Source organism: Streptomyces sp. NPDC007991, from assembly GCF_042958445.1.
Classification (GTDB): Bacteria; Actinomycetota; Actinomycetes; order Streptomycetales; family Streptomycetaceae; genus Streptomyces.
In genome coordinates this window covers 311499-325500 of the sequence record NZ_JBIBJD010000009.1, presented here as the reverse complement: position 1 = coordinate 325500, position 14002 = coordinate 311499, and the positions used below count along the sequence as shown (strand labels likewise).

The 14002-nt window shown below is 73.0% G+C and carries 10 protein-coding genes and 1 tRNA gene; 4 read left to right on the top strand and 7 right to left on the bottom strand.

Annotated elements, in window-relative coordinates; genetic code table 11:
- Positions 1–6 precede the first annotated feature (6 nt).
- From ACFZDA_RS26830 to ACFZDA_RS26815, 4 genes are read left to right on the top strand one after another with little or no spacing between them, the layout of a single operon-like run.
- A complete protein-coding gene (locus ACFZDA_RS26830) occupies positions 7–696 on the top strand; it encodes a hypothetical protein (protein ID WP_391086247.1) in 690 nt (229 codons plus the stop codon).
- Positions 697–728: 32 nt separating this feature from the next.
- Positions 729–1715, top strand: coding sequence for an ornithine cyclodeaminase family protein (locus ACFZDA_RS26825; RefSeq protein WP_391086245.1), 987 nt, complete (start codon positions 729–731; stop codon positions 1713–1715).
- A complete protein-coding gene (locus ACFZDA_RS26820) occupies positions 1712–2023 on the top strand; it encodes a Dabb family protein (protein WP_391086243.1) in 312 nt (103 codons plus the stop codon). Before ACFZDA_RS26825 ends, ACFZDA_RS26820 begins: the two co-directional genes overlap by 4 nt.
- Complete coding sequence (locus tag ACFZDA_RS26815; RefSeq protein ID WP_391086241.1) at positions 2020–2310, top strand: DUF1330 domain-containing protein; 291 nt, start codon at positions 2020–2022, stop codon at positions 2308–2310. Before ACFZDA_RS26820 ends, ACFZDA_RS26815 begins: the two co-directional genes overlap by 4 nt.
- 11 nt (positions 2311–2321) lie before the next feature.
- Here ACFZDA_RS26815 and ACFZDA_RS26810 read toward each other — a convergent pair whose 3' ends face one another.
- The 7 genes from ACFZDA_RS26810 to ACFZDA_RS26780 all read right to left on the bottom strand — a co-directional run bounded on the left by ACFZDA_RS26810 (position 2322) and on the right by ACFZDA_RS26780 (position 13844).
- On the bottom strand, positions 2322–3101 hold the full coding sequence (locus tag ACFZDA_RS26810; RefSeq protein ID WP_391086238.1) for an alpha/beta fold hydrolase: 780 nt from the start codon (positions 3099–3101) through the stop codon (positions 2322–2324).
- A gap of 661 nt (positions 3102–3762) precedes the next feature.
- Positions 3763–3836 (bottom strand) — tRNA-Thr (locus tag ACFZDA_RS26805).
- Positions 3837–3964: 128 nt separating this feature from the next.
- The gene (locus tag ACFZDA_RS26800) at positions 3965–5608 is read right to left on the bottom strand and encodes an alpha/beta fold hydrolase (protein WP_391086236.1); all 1644 of its coding nucleotides are present in this window, start codon (positions 5606–5608) and stop codon (positions 3965–3967) included.
- 93 nt (positions 5609–5701) lie between these two features.
- Positions 5702–6907, bottom strand: a complete 1206-nt coding sequence (locus ACFZDA_RS26795; RefSeq protein WP_391086234.1) for a DNA polymerase III subunit delta' — start codon at positions 6905–6907, stop codon at positions 5702–5704.
- Positions 6908–7032: 125 nt separating this feature from the next.
- Positions 7033–10362, bottom strand: coding sequence for a dTMP kinase (gene tmk, locus ACFZDA_RS26790; RefSeq protein WP_391086232.1), 3330 nt, complete (start codon positions 10360–10362; stop codon positions 7033–7035).
- Between the two features lie 189 nt (positions 10363–10551).
- Positions 10552–13398, bottom strand: coding sequence for a type I DNA topoisomerase (gene topA / locus ACFZDA_RS26785; RefSeq protein WP_391086230.1), 2847 nt, complete (start codon positions 13396–13398; stop codon positions 10552–10554).
- A gap of 248 nt (positions 13399–13646) precedes the next feature.
- Positions 13647–13844, bottom strand: coding sequence for a hypothetical protein (locus ACFZDA_RS26780; RefSeq protein WP_391086228.1), 198 nt, complete (start codon positions 13842–13844; stop codon positions 13647–13649).
- Between the last annotated feature and the right edge of the window lie 158 nt (positions 13845–14002).

The following is a 14002-nucleotide window of genomic DNA, read 5'->3' as shown; positions in this document are numbered from 1 at the left end:
AGGACAATGATCGGCTATCGGTACAGGCCCCCGGCGCCCAGCAGACGGTTCGGCCGGCCCGTCGTGGACCTCTCGCTCACCGCCGCGGCGGACGGATCCGCCACGGTCGCGACCCTCGGCCCGACCGGCACCAGCAGTGAGGCCGCGGCGGGCTTCCTCATCGACCGGGTGCTCGGCGAGGCCGGCGAGGGCACGGCCCCCGCCGCGGACGGCGGGCCGGCGCGGATCGCCCTGCGCGAGACCTACGAGCAGGCGCATCGGCTGGTGCTGGACCGCGAGGCCGACCTGCTCCTCGTGGCCAACGCCTACGCCCAGATCTCCCGCTTCTACATGGACCCCCGGCTGCGCCTGGCCGGCGCCTTCGTCCTCGACACACCGCAGTACGGGCTGGCCGCGCGGACGGACCGGCGGCCCGCGGGACCGGTGACGGTGGCCACGCACCCCGCGCCGGAACCCCTGATCGAGGAGCTGATGCCCGCCGGCTGCCAGGTGGACACGGTCGTGACCGCCGCGTCCACCAGCCTGGCCGCCGCGATGGCGGACCGGGGCGAGGTGGATCTCGCGCTCACCACGGAACTCGCGGCCCAGGTCAGCGGCTTGGACTTCGTCTCCCGCTCCCGGGCCATCCGGATGCTGTGGTCGGTGTTCGCGCTCGCACCGGCCCGCACCGACACCGTCCCCCAGCCCCGCGCCTGAACGGCCCGGCGGCCCCCGGAAAGGAGAAGGTCGTGCTCTGTCTCGACCATGATCTCGTCGTGCGCCTGCTGCCCATGGAGCGGGCGATCGCGACGCTGCGCAGGACGATGCGCCACCACGCGCAGGGCCGGGTGACCCAGCCGCTGCGCACGGTCCTGCGACCGCCCGGCGCCGGCGCGGCGATGGCCGCCATGCCCTGCCACTCGGCCGGACCGGAGCAGGGCGGCTTCGCGGTCAAAACGGTGCTGCACGTGCCGGGCAACATCGAGCGGGGACGGCCCGCGGTCACCGGGGTGCTCCTGCTGTTCGCCCCGGACACCGGGGAGTGCGTCGCCCTGCTGGACGCCGCGTCGGTGACGGCGATCCGGACCGCGGCGGTGTCCGCGGTCGCCACGGACGCGCTCGCCGGACCGGACGCGGGCGACCTGGCCCTGCTCGGCGCCGGCACCCAGGCCCGCAGCCATCTGAAGGCGATGGCGGCCGTGCGCGAGCTGCGCAGCGTCCGGGTCTGGAGCCGGAGCCGGGAGAGCGCCGAGGCGTTCCGGCGGTGGGCGCGGGAGGAGACCGGCGTGGAGGTGGAGGTGGCCGACCGGGTCGCGGCGGCACTCGACGGCGCGGACCTGGTGTGCACGGTCACCTCGGCCCGGGAGCCGTTCGTGGAGCCCGGACAGCTCGCGCCCGGCGCCCATGTCAACGCCGTGGGCTCCTCGTTCCCCGACCACCGGGAGATCGGCGGGGCCGTGGTGCGGGCGGCGTCGGTGTTCGTCGACAGCCGGGAGTCCGCCTGGGCGGAGGCGGGAGATCTGCGGATCGCCCGCGACGAGGGACTGATCGGCGAGGAGCACATCGCCGCCGAGCTGGGCGAGGTGCTCACCGGAGCGCACCCCGGCCGGCGCGGCCTGGACGAGTGCACCCTGTTCAAGTCGGTGGGCCTGGCCGTCCAGGACCTGGCGGCGGGCTTCGCCGCGGTGGAGTCGGCCCGGGCCGCGGGGCAGGGGACCGAGGTGGTGATGTCGTGATCCGCCATGTGGTGCTCTTCCGCTTCCGCGACGGCGTCGACTGGTCCGACCCGCGCGCCGTCGACGCCGAGGCCGCGACCGCCGCGCACCCGGCGCACATCCCGGAGATCCTCGCCTGGGAACACGGCCGGAACCGCAACTCCCGTGCCACGGCCTACGACTTCGCCCTCATCGGCACCTTCGCCGACCTGTCCGCCGTCGAACGCTATCTGGCCCACCCCGACCACCGGGACGGCGTCGCCAGGTGGCGGGAGATCGCCACCTGGGTGGTCGTCGACATCACCGTCGAGGAGGGCGTGCCGGCATGAGCGCGTACGTACTCGTCAACGTCCGCTCCTTTGACGACTCGGACGGCATGAAGCGGTACAGCGCCACGTTTCCGGCCACCCTGGAGGCGTACGGCGGACGGTTCGTGATCCGCGGCGGGGACATCGAGGCGCGCGAGGGCGGCTGGGACGGGACCTGGCTCGTGGTGATCGAGTTCCCCTCGATGAGCCAGGCCCGGCAGTGGTACGAGTCCCCCGAGTACCGACGGGCCGCGGCCCTGCGGGAAGGGCACGCGGACCTCGACCTCGTCATCGTGGACGGCCTCTGAGCCGTCCCGGGTCAGCGCAGACCGGCGAAGCCCTCGAAGTGCTCGGCGATCAGCAGCACCAGGCCCTCGGGGTCCTCACGGTGCGGATCGTGGCCGGTGGGCATGGAGGCGGTGGTGACCAGCGGCGACTCGGCGTCCAGCTGCGCGAGTTGCTCCTTGAGCCAGGCGAACCCCGCGCTCCACGCCTGCCCCGCCGGCTCCCGGAACAGCATCGCGTATTCGCTGCCCAGGTCGCCGGTGACCACGAGGAGGGGACACTGGGCCGCGCGGTAGGTGGCGAACAGGTCGAGGGCGTCGATCTCACGCATGATCTCGCGCAGCCCGTCGTCCATGCCCTTGGCCATGTCCTCCAGCTCCTCGGCCAGGTGGGCGAAGGCCCAGTCGGCCGACACCTCGTCCATGCCGAGCAGCTGGTCGGGGCGGGTGGGGTTGCCGTGCCCGTCCAGGTTCACGGCGAGCCGGCACTCCGGGTGCCGCGTGGCCCATACCGCCGCGACCATGCCGCCGAGCGAGTGACCGATGACGATGGGCTTCGACAGCCCCAGCGCGTCCACGACGGTCGACACATCGTCCGCCGCGGCGCTCCACGACCAGGGAGCGGACCCCGAGGCCCCGTGACTCCTGAGGTCCATCGCCACCGGCCGCAGCCCGTTCTCCAGCAGCACGGAGGCGAAGGGGTCCCAGTCCTCGGCCGTCCGTCCCCCGCCGTGCAGCAGGAGCACGTCCTGTCCGCCGCCCCCGTAGTCGCGCACGGAGAGGGGCAGGTCGCCCGCCTCGGTCACACTCGTCATGACGTCCATTCCCCTGTCGGTGTCGGGACCCGCGGGAGGCGACACAGCCTCCTCGTCCTCAGCACGGTAAGGGCAGACCGGCATCCGGTGCGCTGTAATTTCAATCTGCCGCGCAGGATGGCCAGATGACTGAATCGAGTCCCTCACCGGCGCCGACGGCATTCCTGCACCACGGCAGCGGCATCCCGCCCGTTCCGTTCCGTTCCGTTCGGCCAGGATCGTGGCCGGCCTCTGCGCTCCGAGGAACTCCGCGCCCGAGCCCGCCTGTGCCGGGTCGTACTCACCGCGTCCACGGCCCCGCAGTACACGGCACGATCTACGTAGCCCCCAGCCCGCACCACCGCGATGTCGACCGGCTGGCCGAGATGCGGGCCGCCGCCGTGCTCGACGTGCAGGCTGGGAAGCGCGCCGGGAGGGGTGAGCTGGTCCGCCGGCTCACGGGCGACCGAGAGCCGTATCGCGGTCTCATCCCGGAGGGTGTCGTCACCGGTGCCGCACTCCAGGCCGGCGTCCTGTCCGGCGCCCAGAAAGACGTGCTCCTCAGCGCCCGGCAAGGATTCGGCCCGCCAAGCCATCTCGCGGCACCCCGACTGTGTGACGCGACACGCCCCGAGCAACACAAAAGGCCAGGTCACGGGCTATGTGACCTGGCCTTTGCCGGAGCCGCCTTCGGGATTCGAACCCGAGACCTACGCATTACGAGTGCGTTGCTCTGGCCATCTGAGCTAAGGCGGCGCGCTGTCCGCACTATGGTGCGATCAGCAACGACGGTAAGTCTACACAGTTTCCGGGGGTGCTCCGTACCAGCCCCAACGGAGCCCCGGAGGAGCCCCGGAGGGGGCTATCCAGGGCCGGGGGCAGGCCTATGAGCAGCGCTTGCCGTCCGTGGGAGGGGTGCCGCGGAGCAGGTAGGCGTTGATCGTCCGGTCGACGCAGGAGCTGCCGCGGCCGTACGCCGTGTGGCCGTCGCCCTCGTACGTGAGCAGTCGGGCCGAGGAGAGCTGGCCGGCCAGGGCCTGCGCCCAGCGGTACGGGGTCGCGGGGTCGCGCGTGGTGCCGACCACGACGATCGGGGCGGCGCCCTTCGCCTCGATGCGCTGCGCCTCACCCGTGGCCTGCACCGGCCAGTACGCGCAGTTCAGGGCGGCCCACGCCAGTCCCTCGCCGAAGACGGGGGACGCCTTCTCGAACTCGGGCAGGGCCCTGCGCACCTCGTCGGGGGTGTCGAAGGCGGGCGGCAGGTCGAGGCAGTTCACGGCCGCGTTGGCGAACATCAGGTTGCTGTAGCCGCCGTCGGCGTCCCGCTCGTAGTAGCCGTCGGAGAGGACGAGGAGCCCGGAGCCGTCGTTCTCCTTCATCGCGGACGTCAGCGCCTCGCGCAGCTGCTGCCAGGCACCCTCGTCGTACATGGCCGCGATCACACCCGTCGTGGCGAGCGACTCGGTGAGACGGCGGCCGTCGGAGTCGCCGGTGGCGGTCGGGCGCGCGTCCAGCTTCTCGAAGAACGCCTTGAGGTTCCGGCCGACCCGCTCGGGCGAGGTGCCCGCGCCGCCCAGCGGGCAGTCCGCGTGCCGTACGCAGTCCTTCGCGAAGGACCGGAACGCCGTGTCGAAGCCCGCCGTCTGTTCGAGGTTCAGCCGACGGGCGGGCAGCGACGGGTCCATCGCGCCGTCCAGCACCAGCCGGCCCGACCGCTCCGGGAAGAGCCCGGCGTACGTCGCCCCGAGGAACGTACCGTAGGAGGCGCCGACGTAGTTCAGCTTCTCGTCGCCGAGCACCGCCCGCACGATGTCCATGTCCCGGGCCGCCTCCACGGTGGACACATGGCGCAGCAGCCGGGGCGCGTCGGCGCCGCAGCCCTCGGCGAACGTCCGGTACGCCGCGACCAGCCCGTCGGTCTCCTCGACGTCGTCGGGCGTGGCGTCCGTCTGCGTGTACGTGTCCATCTCCGGCCCGTCCAGGCACTCCACGGGCTCGCTGCGGGCCACTCCGCGCGGGTCGACCGCCACCATGTCGTAGCGGGCCCGGACCTCGGCCGGGTAGCCGATGCCGGCGTACGCCTGGACGTAGCCGATCGCCGAGCCTCCCGGCCCGCCGGGGTTCACCAGCAGCGAGCCCAGCCGCTTCCCCGGGCCCGTGGCCTTCTTGCGGGCGACGGCGAGCCGGATGTCTCCGGCGGCGGGCTCGGCGTAGTCGAGCGGTGCCTTGATCGTGGCGCACTCGAAGCCGGAGACGCCGCAGCCGCGCCAGGCTGGCTTCTGGGCGTAGTACGGCGTGAGCGCCGCGGGGGTGGAACGCGGCAGCGCGACCAGTGCCGCCGCCTCCGCCGCCTCGGCCGCGGCCGTGGCGGACGTCGTCGAACTCCCGGAGGAGCAGGCGGAGACGAGCAGTGCGGCCGCGGCGAGGAGGCCGGCCGCGGCCCTGGCTCCGCTGCGGGTCCGGCGGTGCAGGCCGCCGGAACGGTCGGCGGGGCGGTCGGCGGAGCGGGGAGTGCGCCTTGTGTCCATCCAGCGAGCGTAACTCTGAGCGATGGAATGGATGCCCTGCGTGCGGGTCGTGCCTCGTACGAGTTACGCCGTCAACTGCGCCGCGCTGCCGGCTCAGCCCGCTCTGAGGGCCATCGTCATGGCCTCCACCGCGAGCAGCGGGGCCACGTTGCGGTCGAGGGCGTCGCGGCAGGCGGCGATCGCCTCGATGCGGCGGAGCGTGGACTCCGGGGAGCTGCCGCGGGCGAGGCGCTCGAGGGCGTCCTCTGCGTCCGCGTTGGCGATGGCCACGCGGGAGCCGAGCTGGAGGGCGAGGACGTCGCGGTAGAAGGCCGTGAGGTCGGTCAGGGCGAGGTCGAGGCTGTCGCGCTGCGTGCGCGTTCTGCGGCGCTTCTGCTTGTCCTCCAGGTCCTTGATCACACCCGCCGTTCCGCGCGGCATCCGGCCGCCCTGGGCCGCGCCGAGGGCGGCCCTCAGCTCCTCGGTCTCCTTGGCGTCCGTCTCCTCCGCGAGCTGCTTGGCGTCCTCGGCGGCCGCGTCGACGAGCTCCTGCGCGGCCCTGAGCGCGCCGCCGATGTCCTCCACCCGCAGCGGCAGCTTCAGCACGGCGGCACGGCGCTCGCGCGCGGCCGGGTCGGTGGCCAGGCGGCGGGCCTGGTCGACATGGCCCTGGGTCGCGCGGGCCGCCGCGGCGGCGACGCCGGGCTCGATGCCCTCGCGGCGTACGAGCATGTCGGCGACGGCGTCGACCGACGGCGTACTCAGGTTCAGGTGGCGGCAGCGGGAGCGGATGGTCGGCAGGACGTCCTCGATGGAAGGGGCGCACAGCAGCCAGACCGTGCGCGGGGCGGGCTCCTCCACGGCCTTGAGGACGGCGTTGGCCGATTTCTCGTTCAGCCGCTCGGCGTCCTCGACGAGGATGACCTGCCAGCGGCCGTTCGCCGGTGACGTGAACGACTTGCGGACCGTGTCGCGCATGTCGTCGGCGAGGATCTGCGTGCCGACCGCGGCGACCGTGGTGACGTCGGCGTGCGTGCCGATCAGGGCCGTGTGGCATCCGTCGCAGAAGCCGCAGCCCGGGGAGCCGCCGAGGGCCCGGTCCGGGCTGACGCACTGCAGGGCCGCCGCGAACGCCCGCGCCGCCTGGTTCCGCCCGGCCCCGGGCGGGCCCGTGAACAGCCACGCGTGTGTCATCTTCGACGTCTCGGGCGGGGGCGTATCGGCCGCGGCCGCGGTGACCAGGGCGTCGGCGTCCCGGGCGGCGGCGTCCAGCTGCTCGCTCACCCTCTCCTGCCCGACGAGGTCGTCCCACACGGTCATGGGTCACGCCGCCCTTTCGTCACGTGCCACGGTTTCGTCGCTTTCCATGGTTTCGTCGTTCCACGGTGCGAGATCCATTGTGGGGGTGACCACTGACAACGCCCCCTGGCGGACCGCCGGAGGCCTCAGCGGCCCCGGCCGCCCTTGCCCCGGCGACCCCGGCCCTCGTCCGGCTCGTCCTCGTCATGCGGTCCGAGCAGCTCGTCCGCCAGCGAGGGCAGGTCGTCCAGCGGCGTCTCCTCGGCCCAGTCGGACCGCTGGCGGCGAGGCCGGCCGTCGGCGTCGACCTGGGGCAGCTCCCGCGTGCGGTCCTCGGTCCCGTCGGGCCGGGCGGCCGGGGCGTCCTCCCGGAAGTACCCGGGCGGAACCCGGTCCGCCGGTTCGTCGCCGCGTACGGGCGGCAGCACGGCCGTCTCCTCCGCGTCCCCGGGCCGGACCGGAGGCAGCACGGCCGTCTCGTCCGCGTCCCCGGGCCGGACCGGAGGCAGCACGGCCGTCTCGTCGCCCGCTCCGGAGGGCACCTGCGGCAGCACCTCGGTCTCGTCCCCGGAACCGGATCGGGAACCGGAGCCGGGGCGTACCGGCGGCAGGACCTCCGTCTCCTCCCCCGCCCCCGGCGGGACCGGCGGCTTGGGCAGTTCGGCCGTCACCTCGGCGTCTGAGCCGCCGGAGGCCCGGCCCCGGCCCTGCTCCTCGTCCCGCACCCGGCGCAGCACGGTCGTCTCGTCCGCTGAGCCGCCCGGGGCGTTCTGCGGTGTCACCACCGGCGTGGGCACCGTCGCCGCGTCCTGACCGGCCGTCGAGCCGGAGGCGCCCCGCGGGGCAGCGCTCGTCGGGCCCTCCTCCGCGGCAGCGGCCGCCGCCTCCGCCAGGCGCCTGGCCTCCTCGGCCCGCAGCAGGGCCTCCTCGGCCTTGCGCTGCTTCTCCAGGCGGAGCGCCTCGGCCTCGGCACGCAGCCGGGCCTCTTCCTCGGCCTGCCGGCGGCGCCGCTCCTCGTCGGCCTTGCGCCGGGCCTCCTCCTCGGCGCGGGCCTTCTCCTCCGCGAGCAGCCGGGCCCGCTCCTCCTCGGCCTTCTTGCGCGCTTCCTCGGCCCGCCGCCGGGCCTCCTCCGCCTGCCGTTCGGCCTCGCGCCGCTGCGCCTCTTCCAGCTCGCGCCGCTTGCGCTCCTCCTCCTCGGCGCGCAGCCGGGCGAGCTGCTCCTGGCGCTCACGCTCCAGGCGCTCCTCCTCCGCCTTGCGGGCCGCCTCTTCCTCGGCCTTCCTGCGGGCCTCCTCCTCGGCCTTCCTGCGCGCCTCCTCCTGGGCCTTGATCTCGGCCTCGGACAGCGGCAGCACCTGGTCGAGCCGGTGCCGGATGACGGCCGTGACGGCCTCGGGCTCCTGGCCCGCGTCCACCACCAGATAGCGTCCGGCGTCGGCCGAGGCCAGGGTCAGGAAACCGGCCCGCACGCGCGCGTGGAACTCGGCCGGCTCCGACTCCAGCCGGTCCGGCGCCTCCGTGAACCGCTCGCGCGCGGTCTCCGGCGCGACGTCCAGCAGGACGGTCAGGTGCGGCACCAGTCCGTTCGTGGCCCAGCGGTTGATCCGGGCGATCTCGGTCGGCGACAGGTCACGGCCCGCTCCCTGGTAGGCCACGGACGAGTCGATGTACCGGTCGGAGATGACGACCGCGCCGCGCTCCAGGGCGGGCCGTACGACGGTGTCGATGTGTTCGGCCCGGTCGGCCGCGTACAGCAGCGCCTCCGCGCGGTGCGACAGACCCTCGCTCGACACGTCCAGCAGGATCGACCGCAGCCGCTTGCCCACCGGCGTCGCCCCCGGCTCGCGCGTCAGCACGACCTCGTGGCCCTTGCCGCGGATCCATTCGGCGAGCGCCTCGGCCTGCGTGGACTTCCCGGACCCGTCGCCGCCCTCCAGGGCGATGAAGAAACCGGAGGCGGCGGGCGCCTGCTCCGGGTCGTCGCCGCGCAGCAGCGCGTCGCGCAGGTCCTGGCGCAGCGGGACTCCGGAACGGTCGTCGACCTTGGCCAGCACCAGCGCGGCAACCGGCAGCAGCAGGGCGCCGGCCAGCATCAGCGTGAAGGCCGCGCCGCCGTGCGCGAAGACGAACTTGCCGCTCTGAAGCCGGTGCGGCCCGATCCCCGCCGCCACCACCGGGGCGATCACCGCACCGAGCGCCACGCAGACGCGGACGACCGCGTGCAGGTGCTCCGTCGTACGGGACCGCCGGTATTCCTCGGTCTCCTGGTCGAGCAGGATGTGCCCGGTGTTGGCGGACATGCCCGCGCCGACGCCGGCCAGCGCGAGGATCAGCAGCACGCTGGTGACGTCCGGAACGAGTCCGGCGGCCAGCAGCGCGACACCGGTGAAGGCGATGGCCAGCGCGAGCAGCCGGCGGCGCGACAAGGCGGGCAGCAGCGCGGGCGCCGTACGGATGCCGACGACGACACCGCCGGTCAGCGCGCCCACGAACAGCCCGTACAGCACCGGGCCGCCGCCCAGGTCCTTGGCGTGCAGCACGGCCACGGCGACGGCGGCGGACACCGCGCCGGCGACGGCCGCGCAGGCCAGCACCAGCAGCGGCAGCACGCCGGTGCGTCCCTTGTCGGCGCCGCTACCGGACTTCGGGCGGCGCAGCCCCTCGAGCGGCGACCGCGCGCGCGGGGTGCGTGTGGCGGGCAGTTCCAGGAAGGTCAGCACGGACAGGGAGGCGGCGAACAGCCCCGCCGCCACGTAGGAGGCGAGGGCCGCCTGGTGCTGGCCGAACCAGTCGATGCCGGCGCCGAGCAGGTTGTTGAACAGGGACGCCACGACGAGCGCGACGGCCGCGAGCGGGATCGCGACGAAGCCGGTGCGCAGCGAGAGGCGGCGCAGGGCGTCCATGTGGTCCGGCAGCGGCCGGACCGTCGCGCCTTCCGGCGGCGGGGGCGGCAGCAGCGCGGGGGCCGCGCTCTCGCGGCACACCGTCCAGAACCGCTCGGCGACTGAGGTCACGAACGCAGTGACGAGGAGGACGGCCAGCGCGTTCTCGGGCGTCCAGTCGATCCACAGGGGCGCGACGATGAGCAGCGCCGCGCGCAGCCCGTCCGCGCCCACCATGGTCCAGCGGCGGTCCAGCGGGCCGTCCTGGGAGGTGAGCGCGGTGAGCGGGCCGAGGAGTACGGCGCCGAACAGGAGCGTCGCCAGGATGCGCACCCCGAAAACGGTCGCCACTGCGAACGCCACGCCGCGGTAGCCGCCCCCGAACGAGCCCTCGGCGACGGCCGCCTGGAGGGTGAGGAGGATCAGCACGAGAAGGGCGAGGGTGTCGCCCACGCCGCCCACGAGCTGCGCGCTCCACAACCGCTTCAACTGCGGACGGCGCAGCAGGGCGCGGACGGCACGCTCGCGGGAGTCCGCGACAAGGGCGTCGTCAGGGGCCGGCTGAGAGGCCGTTGGATGCTCGGCTCGCGTCATGCGTTCAGCCTATCGGGAGCCACCGACACCCCGGGATGCCCGGCCTGGCATGCGCACGCCCCGACACCGAAGTGTTGCCGGGGCGTTCGCTTTCCGAACCCTGGGCGAAGATCCGGACCTTGACGGTCCGGATACCGAACGGGTCCCGCGCGCATGCCGCGCGAAACCCGGACGGGTCCGGAACGGGGCTCAGTCCTCCGCCGGCTCCGAGACGGCCGCCGTCTTGGCCGCCGTCCTCTTCGCGGTGGTGGTCTTCTTCGCGGTCGTCTTCTTGGCCGTCGTCTTCTTCGCGGTCGTGGTCTTCTTCGCCGCGGTCTTCTTGGCCGCCGTCGTCTTCTTCGCCGGAGCCTTCTTGGCCGCCTTCTTCGCGGTCTTCTTCGCCGGCGCCTTCGCGCGCTTCTCGGCGAGCAGCTCGAAGCCGCGCTCCGGGGTGATCGTCTCGACGCTGTCGCCGGAGCGCAGGGTCGCGTTGGTCTCGCCGTCGGTGACGTACGGCCCGAAGCGGCCGTCCTTGACGACGACCGGCTTCTCGCTCACCGGGTCGGTGCCCAGCTCCTTCAGCGGCGGCTTGGCGGCCGCCCGGCCACGCTGCTTCGGCTGGGCGTAGATCGCCAGCGCCTCCTCCAGCGTGATCGTGAAGAGCTGCTCCTCGGACTGCAGCGAGCGCGAGTCCGTGCCCTTCTTCAGATAGGGGCCGTAGCGGCCGTTCTGCGCGGTGATCTCCTGGCCCTCGGCGTCGGTGCCGACGACACGCGGCAGCGACATCAGCTTCAGGGCGTCGTCGAGGGTCACCGTGTCCAGGGACATCGACTTGAACAGGGACGCCGTGCGCGGCTTGACCGCGTTCTTGCCCGTCTTCGGGGTGCCCTCGGGGAGGATCTCCGTCACATACGGGCCGTAGCGGCCGTCCTTGGCCACGATCGTGTGGCCGGTGGCCGGGTCCGTGCCCAGTTCGTAGTCGCCGCTCGGCTTGGCGAGCAGCTCCTCCGCGAGGTCGACGGTCAGCTCGTCCGGCGCCAGGTCGTCCGGGATGTCGGCGCGCTGGTGCTGCTCGGTGTCCTTCTCGCCGCGCTCGATGTACGGCCCGTAGCGGCCGACCCGCAGCACGATGCCGTTGCCCACGGGGAACGACGACACCTCGCGCGCGTCGATCGCGCCCAGGTCGGTCACCAGCTCCTTGAGGCCGCCGAGGTGGTCCCCGTCGCCGTTGCCGGCGTCGGCGGCACCGCCCCCGCCTGTGCCCTCGCCGAAGTAGAACCGCTTCAGCCACGGCACGGACTGCGCCTCACCGCGGGCGATGCGGTCGAGGTCGTCCTCCATCTTGGCGGTGAAGTCGTAGTCGACGAGGCGCCCGAAGTGCTTCTCCAGGAGGTTGACCACGGCGAAGGACAGGAAGGACGGCACCAGCGCCGTGCCCTTCTTGAACACGTAGCCGCGGTCCAGGATCGTGCCGATGATCGACGCGTACGTCGACGGGCGGCCGATCTCGCGCTCTTCCAGCTCCTTGACCAGGGAGGCCTCGGTGTAGCGGGCCGGGGGCTTGGTGGCGTGCCCGTCGACCGTGATCTCCTCGGCGCTCAGGGCGTCGCCCTCGGAGACCTGGGGCAGCCGGCGCTCGCGGTCGTCGAGCTCGGCGTTCGGGTCGTCGGCGCCCTCGACGTACGCCTTGAGGAAGCCGTGGAAGGTGATCGTCTTGCCGGACGCGCTGAACTCGACGTCCCGGCCGTCGGCCGCCGTGCCGCCGATCTTCACCGTGACGCTGTTGCCGGTCGCGTCCTTCATCTGGGAGGCGACGGTCCGCTTCCAGATCAGTTCGTACAGCTTGAACTGGTCGCCGGTCAGTCCGGTCTCGGCGGGAGTACGGAAACGATCACCCGAGGGGCGGATCGCCTCGTGCGCCTCCTGCGCGTTCTTGACCTTCCCGGCGTACGTCCTCGGCTGCGGCGGCAGGTAGTCGGCGCCGTACAGCTGCGTGACCTGGGCGCGGGCGGCGGCGACCGCCGTGTCGCTCAGGGTCGTGGAGTCCGTACGCATGTACGTGATGTAGCCGTTCTCGTACAGCTTCTGGGCGATCTGCATCGTCGCCTTCGCACCGAAGCCGAGCTTGCGGCTGGCCTCCTGCTGGAGCGTCGTCGTACGGAACGGGGCGTACGGCGAGCGGCGGTACGGCTTGGACTCGACGGACCGGACCGCGAAGCTCGTGCTCTCCAGGGCGGCGGCCAGGGCGCGGGCGTTCGCCTCGTCGAGGTGGAGGGTGTTCGCGCTCTTCAGTTGTCCCAGGGAGTCGAAGTCGCGGCCCTGCGCGACCCGCCTGCCGTCGACGGTCTGCAGACGCGCGACCAGCGACGACGGGTCCGACTGATCTCCCGCGCGGCCGGTCGCGAAGGTGCCCGTCAGGTCCCAGTACTCAGCAGAACGGAAAGCGATGCGCTCGCGTTCCCGCTCGACGACGAGTCGCGTCGCGACGGACTGGACACGGCCCGCGGACAGCCGCGGCATGACCTTCTTCCACAGGACCGGCGAGACCTCGTACCCGTAGAGACGGTCGAGGATGCGGCGGGTCTCCTGGGCGTCGACGAGCTTCTGGTTGAGCTGGCGCGGGTTGGCCACGGCGGCCTGGATCGCGGCCTTGGTGATCTCGTGGAAGACCATCCGCTTGACCGGGACCTTGGGCTTGAGCACCTCCTGGAGGTGCCAGGCGATGGCCTCGCCCTCGCGGTCCTCATCGGTGGCGAGGAAGAGCTCGTCGGAGTCCTTCAGCAGGTCCTTGAGCTTCTTGACCTGTGCCTTCTTGTCGGCGTTGACCACATAGATCGGCTGGAAGTCGTGTTCGACGTCCACACCGAGGCGGCGGACCTCGCCGGTGTACTTCTCGGGCACCTCGGCAGCGCCGTTGGGAAGGTCGCGGATGTGCCCGACGCTCGCCTCGACTACGTAGCCGGGGCCCAGGTAGCCCTTGATCGTCTTCGCCTTGGCAGGCGACTCGACGATGACGAGTCGGCGGCCGCCCTGTGCGGTCTCGCTGGTCGGGGACAACTTCGCTCTTCTCTCCGGTCGACGCTGGGGCCTCCCCAGGGTTCGCCTCCCGGGGTCGGGTCGTGGTGTGACGCTGCGGAGTGTGACGGTACATCCCGCCCCCGTGTCAAACGGGAAAAGCCCGCAACGGCCACTCGAACGGTAACCCGACTACCACCATTCCTGCCGCCCGGAGTACCCGGAGCCGGCCCGGCACCATGCGGAGCGCCACCTCTCGGTTACCCGCAGGCGCGTCGCCGACACGGCCCTCACAGGCGGGTGAAGCACCAGGTTCCGGCCGCCAGGGCGAGCACCGCGGCGACGCTCGCGAGGGTCGCCGACGCGACGGGGCTCACACCCTGGGCGACGGGCCGGTGCCGGCGGACGCGTGTCACGGTCCAGGCCAGCAGTCCGCCTCCGAACAGGGAGAACACCGCTCCCGCGAAGATCGCCGGTTCGCTCTCCATGGCTCGCCGTGCCCCCTTGTTCCCGTCCTCGTCTGCCCGGCCACGGGAGGCTGCCACGCGTGGGCGGCGGGCAGGCGAACCGGAGGTGAACGCCAGGGCGACGCGGTTGCGGATCGGGGGTTTCCGGCCCCTCACGGACCGTTTCGGACGAGGTGTTC